The 21,974-nt window shown below is 32.5% G+C and carries 18 protein-coding genes and 1 pseudogene; 15 read left to right on the top strand and 4 right to left on the bottom strand.

Annotated elements, in window-relative coordinates; translation table 11 throughout:
* Nucleotides 1-298: 298 nt before the first annotated feature.
* From AAC053_RS09225 to AAC053_RS09215, 3 genes and pseudogenes are all read right to left on the bottom strand, one after another.
* Nucleotides 299-787, bottom strand: a complete 489-nt coding sequence (locus AAC053_RS09225; RefSeq protein ID WP_339755569.1) for a restriction endonuclease subunit S — start codon at nt 785-787, stop codon at nt 299-301.
* 23 nt (nt 788-810) lie between these two features.
* A pseudogene (locus AAC053_RS09220) lies at nt 811-1,018 on the bottom strand (type I restriction-modification system subunit M N-terminal domain-containing protein); the annotation flags it as partial.
* 154 nt (nt 1,019-1,172) lie between these two features.
* Entirely contained in the window at nt 1,173-1,460 is a 288-nt protein-coding gene (locus tag AAC053_RS09215) for a DUF2188 domain-containing protein (RefSeq protein ID WP_339755567.1), read from the bottom strand.
* A 172-nt stretch (nt 1,461-1,632) separates the two neighbouring features.
* Between AAC053_RS09215 and uvrA the strand changes: the two genes are divergently transcribed.
* The 12 genes from uvrA to AAC053_RS09155 all read left to right on the top strand — a co-directional run bounded on the left by uvrA (nt 1,633) and on the right by AAC053_RS09155 (nt 18,488).
* Nucleotides 1,633-4,461 (top strand): excinuclease ABC subunit UvrA, encoded by a 2,829-nt coding sequence (gene uvrA, locus AAC053_RS09210; RefSeq protein WP_339755566.1) that lies wholly within the window; start codon nt 1,633-1,635, stop codon nt 4,459-4,461.
* A gap of 90 nt (nt 4,462-4,551) precedes the next feature.
* On the top strand, nt 4,552-5,238 hold the full coding sequence (locus tag AAC053_RS09205; protein WP_339755564.1) for a TIGR00730 family Rossman fold protein: 687 nt from the start codon (nt 4,552-4,554) through the stop codon (nt 5,236-5,238).
* Nucleotides 5,239-5,263: 25 nt separating this feature from the next.
* The gene (locus AAC053_RS09200) at nt 5,264-6,538 is read left to right on the top strand and encodes a T9SS type A sorting domain-containing protein (protein ID WP_339755562.1); all 1,275 of its coding nucleotides are present in this window, start codon (nt 5,264-5,266) and stop codon (nt 6,536-6,538) included.
* Between the two features lie 65 nt (nt 6,539-6,603).
* Entirely contained in the window at nt 6,604-9,375 is a 2,772-nt protein-coding gene (locus AAC053_RS09195; RefSeq protein WP_339755561.1) for a metalloprotease, read from the top strand.
* Nucleotides 9,376-9,527: 152 nt separating this feature from the next.
* A complete protein-coding gene (locus AAC053_RS09190) occupies nt 9,528-11,939 on the top strand; it encodes a thiamine pyrophosphate-dependent enzyme (protein ID WP_339755560.1) in 2,412 nt (803 codons plus the stop codon).
* Nucleotides 11,940-12,016: 77 nt separating this feature from the next.
* Nucleotides 12,017-13,627, top strand: coding sequence for a class I SAM-dependent methyltransferase (locus AAC053_RS09185; RefSeq protein ID WP_339755558.1), 1,611 nt, complete (start codon nt 12,017-12,019; stop codon nt 13,625-13,627).
* The gene (locus AAC053_RS09180; RefSeq protein WP_339755556.1) at nt 13,627-13,914 is read left to right on the top strand and encodes a DUF202 domain-containing protein; all 288 of its coding nucleotides are present in this window, start codon (nt 13,627-13,629) and stop codon (nt 13,912-13,914) included. The genes AAC053_RS09185 and AAC053_RS09180 overlap by 1 nt, the downstream gene beginning before the upstream one ends.
* A gap of 95 nt (nt 13,915-14,009) precedes the next feature.
* Nucleotides 14,010-15,440: a hypothetical protein gene (locus tag AAC053_RS09175; RefSeq protein WP_339755554.1), complete on the top strand. Its 1,431-nt coding sequence runs from the start codon at nt 14,010-14,012 to the stop codon at nt 15,438-15,440.
* A gap of 156 nt (nt 15,441-15,596) precedes the next feature.
* Nucleotides 15,597-16,277 carry a hypothetical protein gene (locus AAC053_RS09170; protein ID WP_339755553.1) on the top strand — a complete coding sequence of 227 codons (681 nt, stop codon included), beginning with the start codon at nt 15,597-15,599 and terminating at the stop codon, nt 16,275-16,277.
* A complete protein-coding gene (locus AAC053_RS09165) occupies nt 16,264-17,328 on the top strand; it encodes a sensor histidine kinase (protein WP_339755552.1) in 1,065 nt (354 codons plus the stop codon). Before AAC053_RS09170 ends, AAC053_RS09165 begins: the two co-directional genes overlap by 14 nt.
* Nucleotides 17,318-18,010: a LytTR family DNA-binding domain-containing protein gene (locus AAC053_RS09160; RefSeq protein WP_339755551.1), complete on the top strand. Its 693-nt coding sequence runs from the start codon at nt 17,318-17,320 to the stop codon at nt 18,008-18,010. The genes AAC053_RS09165 and AAC053_RS09160 overlap by 11 nt, the downstream gene beginning before the upstream one ends.
* Before the next feature lies 1 nt (nt 18,011).
* Nucleotides 18,012-18,488, top strand: coding sequence for a hypothetical protein (locus AAC053_RS09155; RefSeq protein ID WP_339755550.1), 477 nt, complete (start codon nt 18,012-18,014; stop codon nt 18,486-18,488).
* Here AAC053_RS09155 and AAC053_RS09150 read toward each other — a convergent pair.
* Nucleotides 18,485-19,648, bottom strand: a complete 1,164-nt coding sequence (locus AAC053_RS09150; RefSeq protein WP_339755548.1) for a THUMP domain-containing protein — start codon at nt 19,646-19,648, stop codon at nt 18,485-18,487. The two genes, AAC053_RS09155 and AAC053_RS09150, sit on opposite strands and share 4 nt — an antisense overlap.
* 277 nt (nt 19,649-19,925) lie before the next feature.
* On the opposite strand from AAC053_RS09150, the gene AAC053_RS09145 reads away from it, so the two are divergent.
* From AAC053_RS09145 to AAC053_RS09135, 3 genes are all read left to right on the top strand, one after another.
* Nucleotides 19,926-20,657: a methyltransferase domain-containing protein gene (locus tag AAC053_RS09145; RefSeq protein ID WP_339755546.1), complete on the top strand. Its 732-nt coding sequence runs from the start codon at nt 19,926-19,928 to the stop codon at nt 20,655-20,657.
* 9 nt (nt 20,658-20,666) lie between these two features.
* The gene (locus AAC053_RS09140; RefSeq protein WP_339755544.1) at nt 20,667-21,341 is read left to right on the top strand and encodes a ZIP family metal transporter; all 675 of its coding nucleotides are present in this window, start codon (nt 20,667-20,669) and stop codon (nt 21,339-21,341) included.
* Nucleotides 21,342-21,600: 259 nt separating this feature from the next.
* A partial coding sequence (locus AAC053_RS09135) for a DUF4268 domain-containing protein (RefSeq protein ID WP_339755543.1) occupies nt 21,601-21,974 on the top strand: 374 nt, incomplete at its 3' end.

The following is a 21,974-nucleotide window of genomic DNA, read 5'->3' as shown; positions in this document are numbered from 1 at the left end:
AATTTTTTAAACAAATAGTTTTGTTACGTCATTGCCCTCTGCCTGTCATTGCGAACGCAGTGAAGCAATCTGCTTCTCGCTTTCGTCATTGCGAGGCTTTTTTGCCGAAGCAACCTGTTTAATCGTACTCCTTTTCATGAGATTGCTTCGTCGTTCGTGCCTCACTTCTCGCAATGACAGTACGCTTTTTAAACAAACAGCTGCTGCAACAGCCCTTTTTTAAACTGCCAAGTATTGGTTATTTGAGTTTGTACGTCTTCTATTTTTGCATCTATAGCACTTAAATAATCCGCTATTTTTAGTTGTTATTTAAGGATGGAAATGGAACTTTAAATTTCTTCAAATCATTTCCATTGATAGAATTAGTTGTCGCTCCAAAATTTTTATGTGCCTCCTTATTATATTCTTCTGAACCAAAATAATGGAAAAGAAAACTATTGTATTTACTTCTGTAAATTGTCATAAGAGCACCAAAAGCAAGTCCTTCATATTTATCAACTATAATTGCATTTTCACCTATTAATCTTTTACTTCCATTTCTAACGCATATTAGCACATCTTCTTTTTGAACAGGATTGAAACTATAAACTTTCACATAAACATTATCTTTAAATGATAGCTTGCCATCTTGAACATTGGATGACCTTAATACTAAAACTCCATTTTCTTCATCAACAATATCATTAGGGTTATACGTTAAACCTGAAACAATCTTTCCACCCTCTCCCAACCGCTTCTCTTCCCAATCGGGGAAATTGTTTTGAGAATTTACTTCGTTTGATGAAATTGCTTCGAGTTTGCTTCGGCTTCAGAATGTGCTTCTACAGTGTAGTAATCTAAACCATCTGGTTTTAAAATAACGTTGGCGTAGAGTTCCATTTTTCGACTTAAATATTTATAAAAAATAAAGCCTAGTATATAATCTCTAAAATCGTCTGCATCCATAATTACCACGAAGGTCGTTGGCAATATTCCATAGCGTTTGTTTTAGCAGTTGTTGTTTTTGGTCTTCGGACATTAAAATTTGTGTAAAATTATAGCGCCTCAATATGAGGTTGTATTCTGGTTAACTAAGAAATTAATTATTGGACACTAAAGATAAAAAATGCCCTACAAAATACAAGGCGTTTTATAATTAAATATACGAGTTTTTGTATTGCTGATTATAGTGATTAATCTGTATAGCTAATCCGGTCACGAATGCCACCACTAGCACGATGTATAATAACATCTGCCTTGTGTCGTTTTGCTAGGGTTTTGGCTTTGCTAATCGCTGTACTTTGCTTTCTGTGCTTGGAGGTGATACGTTTATTGCCTTCTCTGCGCACTGCCCAATCTTCTTTATAAGGAACGACGTGTTGGTGCCATGTTCTTTTTTTAGTACTGCCTTGTCCAAGTGCTTTGAGAATGGCTTCTATAAGTTTTTGTATGGCTTTAATTATACTACTTTTTTTTGACATTGGTTGTTAGTGATGGTCAATTGCTTTGGCAATTTACATATAATAAAAGTTCTTTGATTGGAAAGGGTTTGGCAAATTACTCAGTTATTTTATTTCAGAACTAAACATTACCACCCAAACCATCACTACAATTTAACATCTAAAAATTGTACCTTTGCACTTTTGCAAATTTATGAGCCAATTCAACGATTCTATTGAGGTAAAAGGTGCACGCGTCCACAACCTTAAAAACATTGATGTTTCTATACCTAGAGAGAAACTGGTGGTTATCACTGGGTTGTCTGGTAGTGGTAAATCTTCATTAGCTTTCGATACCATTTATGCAGAAGGTCAACGCCGTTATATCGAAACGTTTTCGGCTTATGCACGTCAGTTTTTAGGGAATCTAGAACGCCCAGATGTAGATAAAATTGATGGCTTATCTCCTGTGATAGCCATAGAGCAAAAAACAACCAGTAAATCTCCACGTTCTACCGTAGGTACTATTACAGAAATCTATGATTTTTTGCGCTTGTTATTTGCAAGAGCAGCAGATGCTTATAGTTACGAGACTGGAGAGAAAATGGTAAACTATAGCGACGAACAGATTAAAGAATTAATACTAGAATCTTACAAGGGCAAACGTATCAATATATTATCTCCTGTAGTGCGCTCTCGTAAAGGACATTATCGCGAATTGTTTGAACAAATTGCAAAACAAGGCTTTGTAAAAGTGAGAACTGATGGTGAAATTGTTGACCTTGAAAAAGGCATGAAACTAGACCGTTACAAAACCCATGATATAGAAATAGTTATTGATCGACTAAAAATTGATGAGTCTAAAGATAACGAAGAACGTCTCATGGAATCCATTAATACTGCGATGTACCATGGCGATGATGTATTAATTGTTATTGACCACGACACCAATGAGTCACGCTATTTTAGTCGGAATCTCATGTGTCCTTCTTCTGGTATTTCGTATCCCAACCCAGAACCTAATAACTTCTCCTTTAACTCACCAAAAGGTGCTTGCCAAAGCTGTAATGGTATTGGCGAATTATATGTAGTTAATCCAAGAAAATTAGTGCCAGATAAATCCTTATCTATTAAAAATGGAGCCTTAGCACCTCATGGTCCACAAAAGAAAAGCTGGATATTTAAGCAGTTCGATACCATTGCACAACGTTTTGAGTTTTCTCTAGGTGATGCATGGAAAGACATTCCGGAGGAAGCGAAACAGATTATACTATATGGCGGAAAAGATAAGTTTACTGTAGAAAGTAAACTACTTGGTGTGGCAAGAAATTACAACATCGATTTTGAAGGTGTTGCAAACTTTATAGAATCCCAGTACAAATCTAACTCCATGTCTTTAGTACGTTGGGCTAAAGAATATATGGATAAAGTAGAATGCGAGGTTTGTGAAGGTTCTCGTCTGCGTAAAGAATCCTTATATTTTAAAGTAGATGGAAAGAGTATAGCTGAGCTTGTAAAAATGGACATCGTTGAACTTGGGGAATGGTTAGATAGCTTAACCGAGCGTTTGTCTATTAAGCAGCAAAAGATTTCTGAAGAAATTATAAAAGAGATTAGAAATCGTGTTCAGTTTTTATTAGATGTTGGTTTAACCTATTTATCACTAAACAGAAGTTCAAAATCCTTATCTGGTGGTGAAGCACAGCGTATTCGTTTAGCAACTCAGATTGGTTCGCAACTGGTTGGAGTCCTTTATATTTTAGACGAACCAAGTATTGGTTTGCACCAGCGCGATAATGAAAAATTGATTAATTCATTGATTTCACTTCGTGATGTTGGCAATTCGGTGATTGTTGTAGAGCATGATAAAGATATGATTGTGCGTGCAGACCATGTGATAGATATTGGTCCGTTTGCAGGAAAACACGGAGGAGAAATTATTAGTGAAGGCACACCAGAGCAATTATTAAAAGAGCATACACTTACTGCAGCATATCTCAATGGCGAAAAAGAAATTGAGGTTCCAAAAACAAGACGTAAAGGCAATGGTAAAAAAATAGTTTTAAAAGGTTGTACAGGAAACAATTTAAAAAACGTTGATATAGAAATTCCGTTAGGAAAAATGATAGGAGTTACTGGTGTTTCGGGAAGCGGAAAATCGACCTTAATTAACGAAACCCTCTACCCTATTCTTAATGCACATTACTTTAATGGTGTTAAAAAACCGATGCCCTACAAAAGTATAAAAGGCTTAGAACATGCAGATAAGGTGATAGACATTAACCAATCACCAATTGGTAGAACACCAAGAAGTAATCCTGCGACTTATACAGGAACCTTTAGCGAAATAAGAAGCTTATATTCTAAAATTCCAGAAGCGTTAATACGTGGTTACAAACCAGGTCGTTTTAGTTTTAATGTAAAAGGAGGACGTTGCGAAACATGCCAAGGTGGTGGTTTACGTGTTATTGAGATGAATTTCTTACCAGATGTTTACGTAGAATGTGAAACATGCCAAGGCAAACGTTTTAATCGTGAAACACTAGAAATTAGATATAAAGGCAAATCTATAAGTGATGTCTTAAATATGACCATTGAAGAAGCCGTAAGTTTCTTTGAGCATATACCTAAAATTCATAGAAAGCTAAAAACCATAGAAGATGTAGGTTTAGGTTATATAACACTTGGTCAACAAAGTACTACGCTCTCTGGTGGTGAGGCACAACGTATAAAATTGGCTACCGAATTAAGTAAAAGAGATACTGGTAATACCTTTTATATTTTAGACGAACCCACCACAGGATTACATTTTGAAGACATAAGAGTATTAATGAAGGTTCTTAACAAGTTAGCCGATAAAGGTAATACTGTGTTAATTATTGAGCACAACTTAGATGTAATTAAAACCGTGGACTATATTATAGACATCGGCTATGAAGGTGGAAAAAGTGGAGGGAACATTGTTGCTAAAGGCACACCAGAACAAATTATAAAAGATAAGAAGAGCTATACAGCTAAGTTTTTAAAAAAAGAGTTGAATTAATAATATATTACTCTACTTGTCTTAGTGATATTAAAAGAATTATATTAGCAAGTTGTCGAGACGGATGACTGAATACTAAATATTAAACAAATGAGAATAGAACATAAAAATAAAGGTTGGAACGAAATAAAAACAAACGACTCTTGGGCAATTTTCAAGATTATGGGAGAGTTTGTTAATGGCTATGAAAAACTGAGTAAGATTGGACCATGTGTTTCCATCTTTGGTTCTGCAAGAACAAAACCAAAACATAAATACTACAAATTTGCTGAAGAGGTAGCTTCTAAAATAGTAGATCATGGTTACGGAGTTATTACTGGTGGTGGACCTGGTATTATGGAAGCTGGTAATAAAGGAGCGCATATTGCAGGAGGAACTTCTGTTGGTTTAAATATTGAATTGCCTTTTGAGCAACACGATAATCCGTATATAGATAATGACAAGAGTTTAGATTTTGATTACTTCTTTGTGCGTAAAGTGATGTTTGTTAAATACTCCCAAGGTTTTGTAGTAATGCCAGGAGGTTTTGGTACACTAGACGAATTATTTGAAGCCATAACACTAATACAAACTCATAAAATTGAGAAGTTTCCAATTATTTTAGTTGGCGTAGAATTTTGGGGAGGGCTAATGGAATGGGTTAAAACTACGCTTCTTGACGCTGGTAATATCAGCGCAAAAGATTTAGATTTAATACATATGGTAGATACTGCTGATGAGGTTATAGATATCCTTAATGCATTTTATAAAGAATCGGGCTTAAGTCCTAATTTCTAAGAACATCCTAAACTATCTCACTGCTATGAAAAAGAGCATATTTGGATTCTTCTTAATTGGAATACTTTCTACTTCAAATGTCTCTGCACAAGAGACCTTTAAAGTAATGTTTTATAATCTCCTAAACTATCCATTAGAAGATGCTGTTCCCAATCGCGAAGATGACTTGGAGTTAACCCTTTCAGACTATCAACCAGACCTATTTTTAGTTTGCGAATTAAATAATATTACAGGAGCAAATAATGTCTTAAACATATGTAGAACTGCTATCAATTCAAATTTTGAGATGGCAACTTATGTTTCTAACACCTCTGATGATTTTGCTGGTAATCAAAACGACTTACAAAACTTGTTGTATTACGATAGTACAAAATTCATTTTAGAAGAAGAGATTATAGTACCAACAGCTTTAAGAGATTTTAATATCTATAGGCTTAAATTAAACACTACAGATCAAGACACAAATCCTATAGAGTTCTATGTTGTTGTTTGTCATCTAAAAGCGTCAAGTGGAACTTTAAATGCGCAACGTCGTTTTGATATGGTTGTAGCGTTAGAGAACTATTTAGATACACTTCCTGCAGATACAAATGTGCTTTTAGGTGGAGATTTAAATATTTACACAGCTTCAGAACCAGCCTTTCAAGAATTATTAGATAATACTAATAACATTACTTTTGCTGATCCTGCAAATCGTGTTGGTAGTTGGAACAACAATCCGAATTTTGTAGATGTATTTACACAATCTACACGTACACAAAATGGATTTGGAGGCAGTACAGGAGGTTTTGATGATCGTTTCGATTTTATCTTAACTTCTGAGAATATGATTAACACAACAAATATTACTTATGTAGCAAATTCTTACCAAGTGTATGGAAATAATAGTTTGTTTTCTTGCTATAATAGTGCTATAAATTCATCGGACTGCGGTATTGCTGGTTCACAATTTTCGTTTACAGTTAGAGACGCTTTACACAATTTTAGTGATCATCTTCCTGTTACATTATCTTTAGAGATAGATGCTACCTTACTTAGTGTTAATGACGTTTCGGTTTTGGCTAATTTTAGTATAGAAAAAACAATAACAGACTATGAATTAATTGTTTATGTTAATTCAATTAAGCTAAAAAACAACTATTTAATTATATATAATAGCACAGGTCAAAAGGTGAAGACATTACCTATAAGTTCAGACTATAAACAACAATTCGATGTTTCAGATTTATCTAATGGATTATACTTTTTAGCAATTCCTAATCAAAATATAAAACCACTTAAATTTATAATTTATAATTGATTAGAAAACTATACATACCGTTAGTTTTTCTATTTTTTTGTAATGCTTTAGCATCTCAAAATAAAATGAGCATTGATGCTATTGTAGATGTAGAAACAAAAACCATAACCATATCTCATACTATAGTTTATAAAAATAATACTGACCATACTTTAAAAGAAATCTATTTAAACGACTGGAATAATAGTTATTCCACTAAAGAAACACCACTTGCAAAACGATTTGAAGAAGAGTTTAGCACCAAGTTTCATTTAGCTAAAAGCGAACAAAGAGGTTACACTATTGTAACATCTATTAAAGATAATGAGAATCAGTTCTTAGAATACAACAATCTAAAAGAACATCCAGACGTTATAAAAGTTGTTTTAAAAACACCTTTACTACCAGGTAAATCTTACAACCTAAGTCTAAAGTACATTCTTGCATTACCAGATGCTACTTTTACAGATTATGGCTTTACAAAAAATAAAGACTTTGAACTTAAATACTGGTATCTTACACCAGCTGTTTACAACGGAAAATGGAATTACTACAGTAATAAAAATTTAGACGATTTATTTGTTCCTAAAACAGATATTACACTCACCATTACACATCCGTTAAATTATAGAGCAACGTCTGAATTGGATGTTATTGCAATGAATCCAGATTATGCAAGCAAAACGCAAACTACAATTTTAAGCGGAATAGACAGAGTAGACACCTATTTGTCTCTCAGTAAATTACCACAATATCGCTATGTGCAAACTGACGATTTTATAGTAATCTCTAACATTAACGAAAAAGATTTTTCAGGTAGCCAAAAGGCAGTAATAACAGATAAAATCACACGGTTTCTAACTAAAAATATAGGGACGTATCCTCATAAGCAATTATTAGTATCTAAAATTGAGTATGGTAAGAATCCACTCTATGGTTTAAATCAATTACCTGATTTTTTTCGCCCTTTTCCAGATGATTTTCAATACGAATTAAAACTGTTAAAAACATCTCTAAAAAAATACATTAACAATATACTATTACTTAATCCTAGAAAAGAACATTGGTTAAGTGAAGGGCTTCAAATTTATTTTTTAATAAAATATGTTGAAGAAAATTATCCAGACATGAAGCTGCTTGGAACCTTAGCTAATATATGGGGAATTAGAGCTTTTCATGCAGCGGATTTAGATTTCAATTTTCAATACTTCCTATATTCAATGGAAGTCGCAAGAAAAAACAGAGATCAGCCATTAACCATGTCAAAGGATTCTCTTATAAAATTCAATGCCAATATTGCTGGAAAATATAAAGCTGGTATTGGTTTAAATTATTTAGATCAATTTGCAGATGATATTACACTAAGAGAAAGTATAACAGAATTTCTTCAAAACAATAAATTAAAAGCAATAAGTATTGATGATTTTGAAGCTTTTATTAAGTCTAAAACGTCTAAAAACATTGATTGGTTCTTTACAGATTATATAAATACAAGAAAGAAAATCGATTTCAAGATTAAAGATATAGAAACAACTAAAGATTCTATAAAAATTACGCTTAGAAACAAAAGAAACAATAGTATGCCTATTCCCCTTTTTAAATTAACAAATGATTCTGTTATAGGTAAATTATGGGTAGAAAACATAAAAGGCACCAAAACAATAAGTTTACAAAAAGATCAAACAGAAAAGTTTGTTTTAGACTATGATAATGTGGTGCCAGAATTTAATCGGCGAGACAATTATAAATCGGTAAATGGTACTTTTATTAATAATAAACCCCTTCAATTTAGAGTATTTAAGGATATTGAAGACCCAGATTATAATCAAATTTTCTTTATGCCATTGGTTGAATTTAAAAACATCTATGACGGATTAACTTTAGGAACTAAGGTTTACAACAAAACCATTCTTAGAAAACGTCTCAATTATAGGTTTTCACCTCAATATGCCACAAAATCTAATTCTATAACAGGCTCTACCTCTATATTTTATACTCATAATATTGAAAATAGAAATTTATTTGATATTACATACGGTATTTCTGCAGGCTACCAATCTTTTGCAGAAGATGCATTTTTTACAAGGATAAGACCTTCAATATCTTTCAGGTTTAGAGACAATAATGATTTTAGGTCAGATAAAATAGACCAGATTACAGCAAGATATGTAAGTATTAGCAGAGATATAGGGCCAAATGCAATCATCGAAATTGATGAGCCAGATTATGGCGTTTTTAATTTAAGATACACACATTCTAATCCTGGGATAATTAATTTTTCTAAATTCAATACAGATTTTCAAATCGCAGATCGCTTTAGTAAGTTGTCTTTAAATTATGAATATAGAAAACTAACAAAGAACAATAGAAATATAAATTTTAGATTTTTTGCTGGATTCTTTTTGGATAACAATACAGATCCAAATTCAGACTATTTTAGTTTTGCTTTAGACAGACCAACGGATTACTTATTTGATCTAAATTATTTAGGTCGTTCTGAAGCTGCAGGTTTATTCAGTCAGCAAATTATAATTGCTGAAGGTGGTTTTAAATCTAAGCTAGCAACACCATTTGCAAACCAATGGATGACTACAGCGAACTTTAGTACATCAATATGGAGATATATCCAAGCCTATGGCGATGTTGGCTTAGTAAAAAGCAAATTTAGTTCTGCTAAATTTGTATATGATTCTGGTATTAGACTTAATCTCGTAGAAGATTATTTCGAAATTTACTTGCCTATCTATTCTAACCTTGGTTGGGAAATAGGACAACCAAATTATGATCAGTTTATTCGCTTTAAGTTTACGGTAGACCCTCAAGTTCTTTTAGGTCTATTTAGAAGAAAGTGGTATTAACAAATTCTTACCAAAGTGTTAAAATTTTAATTTATTTTATATAATTATTATATTTTAATGCTCTTTACTAACAATTTATTAAAATTATAACGTTTAGTGCTATTGCATGAGATTGTTAAAATCCCTAAATTTGCATGACTAAAAGTTGACCTATGAAGATAAACCCTAACACCAAAATTGAAATCACTTTTGAAGATTTTAAAGCAGAAGTTTTAAACGACTATAAACTTGCAGTTACTAGTCGAGAATGTAGTTTACTTGGTCGTAGGGAAGTTTTAACAGGTAAAGCAAAATTTGGCATTTTTGGAGATGGTAAAGAGATTCCGCAAATTGCTTGGGCAAAAGCTTTTATAAATGGAGATTTTAGATCTGGTTATTACAGAGACCAAACCTTTATGATGGCCATTGGCCAACTTACAATAGAACAATTTTTTGCTGGCTTATATGCTAATACAGATTTAAAAGAAGAACCTATGTCTGCTGGCAGGCAAATGGGAGGACATTTCACTACACATAGTTTAGATGAAAATGGCCATTGGAAAAACCTTACTCAACAAAAAAATTCGAGTTCAGACATCTCACCCACAGCAGGTCAGATGCCTAGATTATTAGGTTTAGCTCAAGCATCAAAAATTTATAGAAATGTTAAAGGTATTGACACTACTAACTTTTCTGTTGGAGGAAGCGAAATTGCATGGGGAACCATCGGTAATGCAAGTACGAGCGAAGGCTTGTTTTTTGAAACTATAAATGCCGCTGGTGTTTTACAAGTGCCAATGATTATAAGTGTTTGGGATGATGAATACGGTATCTCAGTTCACGCAAGGCATCAAACTACAAAAGAAAATATTTCAGAAATCTTAAAAGGATTTCAACGCGATAAGGATCATAAAGGTTACGAAATTTTTAGAGTGAATGGATGGAATTATCCAGAGCTTATTGACACTTACCAACGTGCTGCACAAGTGGCTAGAAAAGAACATATTCCTGTAATGATTCATGTTCAAGAATTAACACAACCTCAAGGACACTCTACTTCTGGTTCACACGAGCGTTATAAAAATACTGAACGGTTAGCTTGGGAATCGGAATACGATTGTAACGTGCAAATGCGCAAATGGATGATTAGCAATAATATTGCTACAGATGAGGAATTAACAACTTTAGATAAAGAAATAAAGAAAACGGTTAGAGAAGGCAAAAAAGCGGCTTGGGCCACTTTTATAAAACCAATTTTAGGAGAGTGTAATGAAGCTATTAGCCTTCTAGATATGTTAGCTTCATCGAGCCCTAATGGTGTATTTATTAAAAAGCTAAGAAATGATTTAGCTGAGAAAGAAGAACCTTTGCGTAGAGATATTCTTTCTGCAACTCGTAAATCTTTACGTTATGTTGTATCCGAAAAATCCTCAGAAAAGCTTGCTCTTCAAAATTGGATAAATACCTATTTAAAAACTATACAGCCAAAATACAGTTCTCACCTACACAGTGAATCTAGCTTAAGTGCATTAAACCAATCTGAGATCTTACCAACTTACAATTCAGATTCTCAGGAAGTAGATGGACGTGTGGTTCTAAGAGAAAATTTTGATGCTATTTTCAGTAACTATCCAGAGGCTTTAATTTTTGGAGAAGATGCTGGTTATATTGGAGATGTAAATCAAGGCTTAGAAGGTCTGCAAGAGAAACATGGAGAGCTAAGAGTTTCTGATACAGGTATAAGAGAAGCTACTATAATCGGTCAAGGTATAGGGATGGCAATGAGAGGCTTACGTCCTATTGCAGAAATTCAGTATTTAGACTATGTTATGTACGCACTTCAAATAATGAGCGATGATTTAGCAACCGTGCATTACAGAACTAAAGGGCGTCAAAAAGCACCATTAATTGTAAGAACTCGTGGACATCGCTTAGAAGGTATATGGCATTCTGGTTCTCAAATGGGTGGTATTTTAAATCTCATAAGAGGAATTCATGTACTTGTTCCAAGAAACATGACTAAAGCTGCTGGTTTTTACAACACTTTACTAGAAAGTGACGAACCTGCATTAGTTGTAGAATGCTTAAATGGTTACAGACTTAAAGAAAAGTTACCTAATAATATTGGTGAGTTTAGAACACCAATTGGCATTGTTGAAACAGTAAGGGAAGGAGATGATATTACATTAGTGTCTTATGGATCTACACTTCGCTTAGTTGAACAAGCTGCTAAAGAATTACAAGAAGTTGGTATAAATGCAGAAATTATTGATGTACAGTCTTTATTACCATTTGACTTAAACCACGACATTGTTAAAAGTATTGCAAAAACCAATCGGGTAATGGTCATTGACGAAGATACAGAAGGTGGTGCTTCTGCTTATATTCTTAATGAAATAATAAACAAGCAAAGCGGATTTCAATATTTAGACAGCCAGCCAAAAACACTAGCTGCAAAACCTCACAGACCTGCTTATGGTACTGACGGTGATTATTTTTCAAAACCTTCTGTTGAAGATATTTTTGAATCAATTTATGAGGTTATGCACGAATTGAGTCCTACAGACTTTCCAAAGTTGCGGTAACACTTAAATATTATTTATATATTAAAAACCATTACTTACGTGATGGTTTTTTTATATTTATAACAAACCAATCTTATATGCTTACAAAATCCGATAAATCTAAACTAAGAAGTACCATTTTTAGACACTTAGATGGTATTGCTACATCTGCATCTGCATACGCACTTCATAAAAAAGATGTTCTAAACTATATTTTAAAACACCAAGAAGTTACTTTAAAAACTTTATCAGATACATTTAATGCAAATGAAGGCTATCTTAATGTTGCCTTGCGCGTAATTTGTTCTCAAGGTTGGTTAGAACAGCATTTAGATAATAATACGAACGCTATAACCTATTCTGTGAATAAAAACTCTAGTGTTGCTTTTAAATTAATTCATTTATATGAAGATGCTATACATCTTTTAAAGTACTCTGATCGTTTTGCTCATGAAAAAACAATTAGCACAGATGCCTTTATTGTATTAGAACGCATATTTAAAAGATTTGAAACGAATTATGATATAGAAGTTTCTAATGAGGATTCGATTGAATATCAAATTTTAAAACATATAGAAGGTGTTATTGCCGGACCAATAATTGTATTGTTAGGAGTTAACGGTTTATTCCATAAATATTTTATGGAAGCTTCCTTTACAGCAGAAGAGTATCATAAAAATCCTGAAAGTTTCAAAAAAATATTAGACTTCTTAGCGCATTTAGGATGGTTTATTAAAAAGAAGAATACTTATCAATTTACAGACAAAGGCTTATTCTTTGCTAAACGCGCTAGTGCTTATGGAGTTACAGTTTCATACGTGCCCACTTTTTTACAACTAGACGAACTCATTTTTGGAAATCCTTTAGTTTTAAAAATAGCATCACCAGAAGATACAGAAAAACATGTACATCGCGAAATGAATGTTTGGGGAAGCGGAGGTGCACATACAACATATTTTAAGGTTATCGACGAAGTTATAATCGATCTATTTAATAGACCAATAGATAAGCAGCCAAAAGGCATTTTGGATATGGGCTGTGGTAATGGAGCATTTATAGAACATATTTTTAACGTAATTGACCAACAAACCTTACGCGGTAAATTACTTGACGAACATCCTCTGTTGCTGGTTGGCGCGGACTTTAACAAGGCTGCACTTAAAGTCACAAGAGCAAACCTTATAAAAGCAGATATTTGGGCCAAAGTAATTTGGGGAGATATTGGACGACCAGATCTTTTGGCATCTGACTTAAAAGAAGATTACAATATAGATTTAAACGACTTACTCAATGTACGTACTTTCTTAGATCATAATCGTGTATGGGAAGCACCTAAACACAACTATAATTTTATAAGTAATTCTTCTGGTGCTTATGCTCATAATGGTAAGATGCTTAGTAATATTGCCGTGGAAGCATCTCTTCTAGAACATCTCAGTAAATGGAAACCTTATGTGGAGAAATTTGGTCTTTTAATTATTGAGCTTCATACTATAAACCCAAAACTTACTTCAGAAAACTTAGGAAAAACTCCAGCTACAGCTTATGATGCTACACATGGTTATAGCGATCAGTACATACTAGAAGTAGATGTCTTTAAAGAAGTAGCAACAAAAGCAGGTTTAAAACCAGACGACTCACATTTTGCCAGATTTCCTGATAGCGAGTTAGCTACAGTAAGTATTAATCTATTAAAAGGTGATTTTTAATGTCTAACGATAAAACAGAAAAAGAAAAAGTATTAATTACACGCGATTGGCTAGCTATAGAGCGTACCAAACTAGCTAACGAACGTACGTTTCTAGCTTATTTTAGAACATTTTTAGTAATTCTAGGCACAGGTGTTACAATACTAAAACTCGAATTCTTTTCAGATTTAAAATCCTATGGTATCATTCTCATAGTCGCATCTGTAATTATATTATTAGTTGGTGTTTTTAGATTATTTAGAGTTAAAAACTCTATTAGAAGGCATTACAATTATATAAAAAACTAGAATATTTAAAAACGGTCTAATTATTGTATTTTCGCATGCTAATTGCTTCTGAGCACATTTTCAGAATAGCACTCTATAACTCTAATTAAAAAAACATGAAAAGAATTATTCTTGCCTTATTAATAACACTTCCATTATTAAGTTTCGGTCAAAAAATTAAAGTAAAAAAAGGCATTGTTACTTTCGATGGCAAAGAAGTTGCCAAAATTGACACTAAATTGAGAGACAACTACAAGTTTTCAACTCTAAAAGGCGAAAAAGCCTTTGATGTGGTTTTTAAAGGAATGTCTGCATCTAATTTAGAAGGTTTTCAATGGCTAGAAGTAACATCTGCACAGGGTAAGAAAACTGAGATTCCTTACGAAGTATTAATGACTTCATTTAGTGTTACTAAACTTGTTATAAAGCTACTCAGCGAAAAATACGAACTGATTACAACTAGTGGTATAGATATGGCAAAGGTAGATGAGTTCTTTACTGTAGAGCGCGAAATATTGAGTGATAAATATGCTAAAGCCGTTGTGTCTGCTAAGACAGATGAAGCAGAGCGACAAAAAACAGTTGGTAAGTACAATCCATTTGTAAAAGATGATGGTACTATTCTATTCGGTGGCTCTAGAGGTACAAAAATTGCTGGTAAGGTTTACTATTCTCAAAACACATATACGGTTCAGGATTTAGATCGTATAACAGTTGGTACAGCAAAAGGTTGTTCGACTTGTACTGATGTAGATGCAACAACCTATACAGATGAAGAATTTAAATTCGATTACGGGTCTCGCACAATGATGACGGGTCGTTTCTCAAGATCATTTGCTCAAATATTTGTTGAAGAATTATTAGGCAGAGGTTATCAGTTACAACACGAGGCAAAAGCTTATAAAGCACGCTTACATAAAGAACGTGTTAAAGTAGCAAAAGAGCAGAGTATCAATTTGTATGGTGTTGATGGAACAATTACAGACGAAGATGGAAAGACTTACAAAGGTATTGTTTATGCCATCTTTGAAAAACTTGAGATTAACCCAGAACAACAGCAAGCTGGCTTGTCTGAGATGAATTCTATTGACAAATTCGGGAAGTTTGTAAGCGTAAAATACAAGAACGAAAAGAATAGAGAACGTATTAAAAAATTCGCGGCTAAGGATAATGCAAAATTCTGTGCAAACGATGAAGGCATAGAAAAGTGTTTTATGGGTATGAAAACTAAAGGAAATGCGCTTAAGAAGCTTTCTAATGCATCTAACTTTGGGTTTGACAACTCTTATTTCTATGAAATTATTTATGAAAACAATGGTCATCTAGTATTATCTAAGCCAGGTGAAGAAGGTACTTATGTTTTAAAATTCTCTGACAAGAAAGAAGGCTTTATGCTAGATGGAAGAAAGAATGATAAAGTATCAACAAAACTAGCAAAGTATATTGCTAACTGTAAAAGCTTAGCTGAAGATATTAAAAATGGTGATTTCGATTTAAGCAACCTAGATAACTTAAAACAAATTGTAGATGAGTATTGCAAAAGTTAATTAGCAGAACATAATAAATCATAATAGAGAAGGCTTTTGTCTTCTCTATTTTTTTGTGTTAAATTGTTTGACAGTAGTTACATCTTGTTTATCGAAATTTGTTGCAGCACAAAGCAAATATGAAGAGTTTAGCTAAAATTTTTAAAACGTTGTATTATGAAAACCAAAGGAATTATATTAGTCTTAGCTGTTTTACTCTTTAGCTCATGCATTGTTAAATCACTGCAACCTTTTTATACCCAAGATAGTTTGAGCTTTAACGAGAAACTTCTAGGGAATTGGATAGACAATAAAAAAGGAGAATGGATTGTAGAATCGATAAAAGATAAATTTGAACAAGACCGAAAAGAAGGAACCGAATTTTCTAAAGAAGATTTAAGTGCTTTAGAAACCTATAAGGAGGGTTATTATGTAAACTATATAAAAAATGATAATGAAGCAGGATTTATTGCTATGCCGTTTAAAATAGGAGAGCAATATTTCATAGATTTTATTCCTATAGAGATTGACGATAATGAAATTAATAGTTTAGCAGCAGAACATCTTTTAAAAACACACTCTGTCAGCAAATTAGATATGAAATCAGATGATGACTTATCACTTTCTTGGTTAAGTGAAGAACGAATTACTGATTTGTTTGATCAAAGTAAACTTAGAATTAAGCATGAAAATATTGGACCAGAAGAAACCCTTTTATTAACTGCGACATCAAAAGAATTATATGCTTTTTTAGAAAAATATATGAAAGCAGACTTATACGACAAATATGAAGTAGAAGATCGCAAATGGAAATCGTCAGATAAATTGACTTTAACAAAAGTAAATGCAAAGCCTTAATATAAATTCATTAATAAAAAAAACCAAGTACCACAGACCTCTAATTTTTAATGGTGTGCTGTGGTCTTTGGCGTACGTAATTCTTTTGTTCATTTTCGCAAAAGGAAAATCACCAATTACTGTAGATTATGCTTATACAGTAACATTTTTATCAGCATTAGCCATTCCTGTAGTGATTAATTTCTATGTTCTAATCCCAAAGTTTTTAAAACAAGAAAAATACCTGATCTATTTTGCAGCATTTATTATTAATCTACTTGTTTTTGCACTTTTAAGTAGCTGGCTGTTGCAGCCTATTTTAGATACTTTATTTCCGGATTATTTTTTCGTTTCCTATTTATCGAAACCTAATATCCTTTTAGTGTTTAGTATATTTTTAGTAGCTACTACCCTTTTTAAATTAGCAGAAGATTGGTTTTATTTTAATACTAATGAAAATAAAATTCTTCGTCTTAAAAATCTGCAAATAGAGACGCAACTCTCGGCTTTAAGAGCGCAAATAAATCCTCATTTTTTATTTAATTCGTTAAATGTAATTTATGCTTTAGCACTAGATAAAAAAGAAGGTACAACAAAAGCTATAGTTCAGCTTTCAGACATTTTGCGCTATGTTATTTACGATTCAGATACCGAACGTGTTACATTAAAAAATGAAATAGAACTGCTTAAAAATTATATACCTTTTCAAAATCACCGTGTAGAAACACCAAATGCTACCAACTTAGAAGTTGATGTTAAGGATCTACAATTCAAAATATACCCAATGCTATTGCTTCCCTTATTAGAGAATAGTTATAAGCACGGCATTATTGCTGGCGAAACTAAAACACCGATTCATATTAAACTATTTCAAAATGAAAATCAATTTAAGTTTACAATAACAAACGCTAACCTCAATACTAAAAACAACCTTGATGATAAGCATTCTGGAGTTGGCATAGAAAACCTTAGAAATAACTTAAATTTGGTATATCCTAGTAAGCATCAATTTACAGTTGAAGAAACAAAAGACATATTTAAAGTAAAGCTTATTATTACAAATGAAAACTAATAATTCTATAACCTGTTTAATTATAGACGATGAGATATCCTCGCAACGTGTGCTTCAACATTTTGTAGAAGAAACAGATGTTTTAGATTTAAAAGCAACGTGTAATAATGCTGCTGAAGCCTTTAAGTATTTACAACTTAATGGTAATATAGATTTGTTATTTTTAGATATTAATATGCCTCAGCAATCGGGTTTAGATTTCTATAAAACTTTAAAAAAACCACCACCAGTTATTTTTACCACGGCTTACCCTCAATATGCTGTTGATGGTTTTGAAGTTAATGCTGTTGATTATTTACTAAAACCTATAGCTTACGAGCGCTTCTTAACTGCAATCAATAAGGTGTTAAATACTAAAAACACAACTTCACAACTTGAGGAATTTATTGTTTTAAAGGAAAACAAAGCTTTACACAAACTGTATTTTACAGAGATCCTATTTGTTGAAGCTTTTGGTGATTATGTAAAAGTACATACCAAAGAAAAAACCATTACAACACATAGCACGTTTTCAAAATTCATTGATAATTTGCCAAATTATTTTCTTCGTACGCACAAATCCTTCAGCATTAATCTCAACAGAATGAATCATCTTTCTGGCAATCAAATTACAGTAGATATACATACGATTCCTATTGGCCAGACTTTTAAACAAAATGTTTTAAAAGCTTTAAATTTGTAGAATGAAAATAGAATCCATAGTCACCATAAAAAAAGAGCTAAAACACTTATCTAAAGAAGAGCTTTTAGAATTATGCTTGCGTTTAGGGAAATTCAAAAAAGAGAATAAAGCATTACTCACCTATTTACTTTTTGAATCGCATGATGAAGATGGTTATGTCGCTAGTGTAAAAACATCTTTAGATGAACTATTCGAAGGTATTAATAGTGATAGTTATTTCTATATGAAGAAGACCATAAGAAAGATTCTTAGACAGATTAGAGTTTATAGTCGCTACTCCTTAAAAAAATCAACCGAAGTTGAACTCCTACTCTATTTCTGCGAACGCTTAAATGACTTAAAACCATCTATACATAGAAACACAACCTTAAGTAATTTGTACGAAAGACAAATACTTTCTATTAAGAAAAAAATTAGTGTATTGCACGAAGATTTGCAGTATGATTATAGTATGCAATTAGATGAATTAGAACGCTAAAAATTCTGCTTCTTAGCCTTTTTACTGCCTTCGTACATTTCGTATTTAACTAAACGTGCTTCGAGTTTTGCGTTAAAGACTTTTATTTTACGAGAAGGACGCAGTCCAACGAACTTTAAGGCTTCGAGATTAGATGTAATTAACCACGCATTGGTATTAGGATAACCATGTTTAAGTGTGGTGCCTATATCACCGTAGAATTCTTCAACATTTAAGTTTTCTAAACGTTCTCCATAAGGCGGATTAAACACCATGTGGAGTTTATTATCTCCAGCTTTTCGAGTTTTAAAGAAATCTTCATGCTGTATATGTACAAACTCTTCTAAGTGTGCATTCTTTATATTCTCTTTCGCTTTCTCAACAGCAGAAGGAGACTTATCGTAACCTACTATTTTATGATGAAAATCGCGCGTTTTCTTTAATAAGGATTCTTCAATTTTTTCAAACAATTCTACATCCCAATCTACCCAACGCTCAAAGGCAAATTCTTTTCGCATTAGGTTTGGTGGAATATTACACGCAATCATAGCAGCTTCAGCTAACATTGTTCCACTACCACACATTGGATCCATAAAATCGGTCTGTCCATCCCAACCACTCATTATAATTAAACCAGCTGCAAGCACTTCGTTAATTGGTGCAATGTTCGTCGCTGTTTTATAACCACGCCTGTGTAACGATTCTCCAGATGAGTCTAAAGAAATAGTACAACGTTCTCGGTCTATATGAACATTAATTTTTAAATCCGGAAAACGTAAATCTACATCTGGTCGAGTACCATCAATATCTCTAAAGCGATCTACAATGGCATCTTTTGTTTTTAAGGCTGTGTATTGAGAATGTGTAAACACACTATTATGCACTGTGGCATCAACCGCTAATGTTCCTGTAGCTTTTAGATAATTTTCCCATTTAATGTTTTTAACATTTTTATAAAGATCGTCTTCTCTAGCAACTCTAAAAGTCTCAATAGGTTTCAAAATTTTAATAGCTGTTCTAAGTCCTAGATTAGCTTTATACATAAAGCCTTTATCACCAACAAAGCTTACATTACGCACACCTTTCTCTACATGTATGGCACCAAGTTGTGTGAGCTCGTTTGCTAATATATCTTCGAAGCCAAATAACGTCTTGGCTACCATCTTAAAATTATTATCCATGTGCTAAATAAAATACCTTAGAGCAAGCTCATTAGGAATTAATTGAAAACATCATCAGTTTTAGATGTGTATCATTTCATTAAATTCAAATCTCGCTTAGCGAGCAAATAGATTGCAAAAATACAGTATTTTTGCAGTACGACATCTTAAAAGTTTACATAGGATGCGTCATTGCAAAACTTTGTTCAAAGTTGTAGCATTCCCATTTTGGGATTCTTCGCTTTGCTCTAAGTAACAATCAATAATTAAAAAGATTCCTGCTTTCGCAGGAAATGTTATGACTAAATCAACCGAACAATGGTACGCATCGTGGTTTGACACACCTTACTACCATATTTTATATAAAGACAGAGATTATTCAGAAGCACAAGGGTTTATGGACAATCTCACCAATTACCTTAACATCCCAGAAGGTGGTAAAATCTTAGATTTAGCCTGTGGTAAAGGCAGACATTCTGTGTACTTAAACACTTTAGGTTATTATATTACTGGTGTTGATTTATCAGAGCAAAGCATAATACATGCAAAACAATTTGAAAACGAAACTCTAAAGTTCGATGTGCATGATATGAGTAAAGCATATCCAGATACGTTCGCTGCAGTTTTTAATCTTTTTACAAGCTTTGGCTATTTTGAAGATGAAAAATGTAATCTCGATACTATTGTATCAATTAAAGCTGAACTAAACGATTATGGCTTTGGTGTTATTGACTTTATGAATGTCAATTATATTCTTGAAAATTTAGTTGAAGAAAATGTAAAAACAGTAGAAGGCATTGACTTTCATCAAAAACGAAGTCTAAAAGACGGTTATATTATAAAAAATATCAGGTTCGAAGCAAATGGTGAATCTTATGAATTTCAAGAACGTGTAAAAGCGTTTACTTTAGAAGACTTTCAAGAATTGTTTGAAAAAGCTGGTGTTTATTTATTAGATATTTTTGGAGATTATAAATTACGTCCTTATCATTCTAAAACATCAGAACGTTTGATTATGATTTTTAAGTAAATTGCAAGCATGAATAAGTACTTATTCCCTATATATGCTATCCTCATAGGTGTCGTTATTGCTTTTTTAACTAAAAAGCAAAAGTCTATATATACCAAACTTCTGTTATCTTTTAGTGGTGCGTTTTTATTAGCACTTACACTCTTTGATTTATTACCAGAAGTTTACGAGCATTTAGATGCTAAACGCACAGGTCTCTTTATTATGTCTGGTATTTTGCTACAGATTATCCTTGAGTTTTTCTCTAAAGGTGCAGAGCATGGTCATGTACATATTCATAAAGAAAACACGCAGTTTCCTTGGTTGCTATTTATTAGTTTATGTATTCATAGTTTCTTAGAGGGATTTCCTATACATCAGCATAACGATATGGTATATGGTGTATTAATTCATAAAATACCCATTGCTGCACTAATAACTGCTTTTTTATTACAATCTAGTTATAGTAAATTACAAATTACCGGCTTTTTAGCTGTATTCGCTACCATGACGCCTTTAGGTACTTATATTTCAAATAACACAGCCTTTGTTGCAGACTATGTAAACGTAGTTAATGCTATTGTTATTGGTATCTTTTTTCATATATCTACCACAATTCTATTTGAAACTGGTGAAGGTCATAAATTCAATTTATCCAAGTTGGTTGCGATTTGTTTGGGTATTTTAATTGCGTTTTATATATAATTACTCGGATTTTTGCAATTCGCAACTTCGAGTAATTATTATTAATTTAAGCCTAAAATTAGCTAATGATTAAATTCTTTAGACTGTTCGTAGATTATACAAGAACTCTCAGTGAGCTAATGTAAAGGAAATTAAAAAGGAATTATTAGAGCATCGGAAGAATTAAAAAAAAGATAGCGCAAGAACAAAAGTTATATAAACCCATACAACAAACTAAACTAAATAAAAATAATTCTATCACACACACAATACAAATTAAATGTTTTCTAAAGAAGAATCACGTTTACTAAGACAGGGGTTTTGGACCAGCTTTGGGAAGTCATTTCCAAGAAAATGGCTCTTATACAATACTAAAATGAAAGGTGTCTCTTTTAAATTTCATTTCGATAACAAATCTGCATTAATTGCTCTAGATATAGAAGACCATCTCGAAAACCGTATTAATTGTTGGGAAAAACTCGTAGCATTAAAAAATATTCTACACAGCGAATACTTACCAAATGCTATTTACAAAGAAGAATACTATTTAGAAAACGGCAAAGAAATCTCACGCATCTATTTACCCTTAGAACAAAAGGTCTCCATCCATAACAAAAACACTTGGCGAGATACTATGGAATTCTTTAATAAAAA

The organism is uncultured Winogradskyella sp., from assembly GCF_963975125.1.
Taxonomy (GTDB): Bacteria; Bacteroidota; Bacteroidia; order Flavobacteriales; family Flavobacteriaceae; genus Winogradskyella.
Note: the sequence above shows the minus strand (reverse complement) of the source record. Positions and strands in the feature narration are given on the sequence as shown.

Bases quoted from the DNA above. Each gene is read 5' to 3' on its own strand.
- AAC053_RS09215 (WP_339755567.1), bottom strand. From the start codon at position 1,460: ATGTCAAAAAAAAGTAGTATAATTAAAGCCATACAAAAACTTATAGAA.
- uvrA (WP_339755566.1), top strand. From the start codon at position 1,633: ATGAGCCAATTCAACGATTCTATTGAGGTAAAAGGTGCACGCGTCCAC.
- AAC053_RS09205 (WP_339755564.1), top strand. From the start codon at position 4,552: ATGAGAATAGAACATAAAAATAAAGGTTGGAACGAAATAAAAACAAAC.
- AAC053_RS09200 (WP_339755562.1), top strand. From the start codon at position 5,264: ATGAAAAAGAGCATATTTGGATTCTTCTTAATTGGAATACTTTCTACT.
- AAC053_RS09195 (WP_339755561.1), top strand. From the start codon at position 6,604: ATGAGCATTGATGCTATTGTAGATGTAGAAACAAAAACCATAACCATA.
- AAC053_RS09190 (WP_339755560.1), top strand. From the start codon at position 9,528: ATGAAGATAAACCCTAACACCAAAATTGAAATCACTTTTGAAGATTTT.
- AAC053_RS09185 (WP_339755558.1), top strand. From the start codon at position 12,017: ATGCTTACAAAATCCGATAAATCTAAACTAAGAAGTACCATTTTTAGA.
- AAC053_RS09180 (WP_339755556.1), top strand. From the start codon at position 13,627: ATGTCTAACGATAAAACAGAAAAAGAAAAAGTATTAATTACACGCGAT.
- AAC053_RS09175 (WP_339755554.1), top strand. From the start codon at position 14,010: ATGAAAAGAATTATTCTTGCCTTATTAATAACACTTCCATTATTAAGT.
- AAC053_RS09170 (WP_339755553.1), top strand. From the start codon at position 15,597: ATGAAAACCAAAGGAATTATATTAGTCTTAGCTGTTTTACTCTTTAGC.
- AAC053_RS09165 (WP_339755552.1), top strand. From the start codon at position 16,264: ATGCAAAGCCTTAATATAAATTCATTAATAAAAAAAACCAAGTACCAC.
- AAC053_RS09160 (WP_339755551.1), top strand. From the start codon at position 17,318: ATGAAAACTAATAATTCTATAACCTGTTTAATTATAGACGATGAGATA.
- AAC053_RS09155 (WP_339755550.1), top strand. From the start codon at position 18,012: ATGAAAATAGAATCCATAGTCACCATAAAAAAAGAGCTAAAACACTTA.
- AAC053_RS09150 (WP_339755548.1), bottom strand. From the start codon at position 19,648: ATGGATAATAATTTTAAGATGGTAGCCAAGACGTTATTTGGCTTCGAA.
- AAC053_RS09145 (WP_339755546.1), top strand. From the start codon at position 19,926: ATGACTAAATCAACCGAACAATGGTACGCATCGTGGTTTGACACACCT.
- AAC053_RS09140 (WP_339755544.1), top strand. From the start codon at position 20,667: ATGAATAAGTACTTATTCCCTATATATGCTATCCTCATAGGTGTCGTT.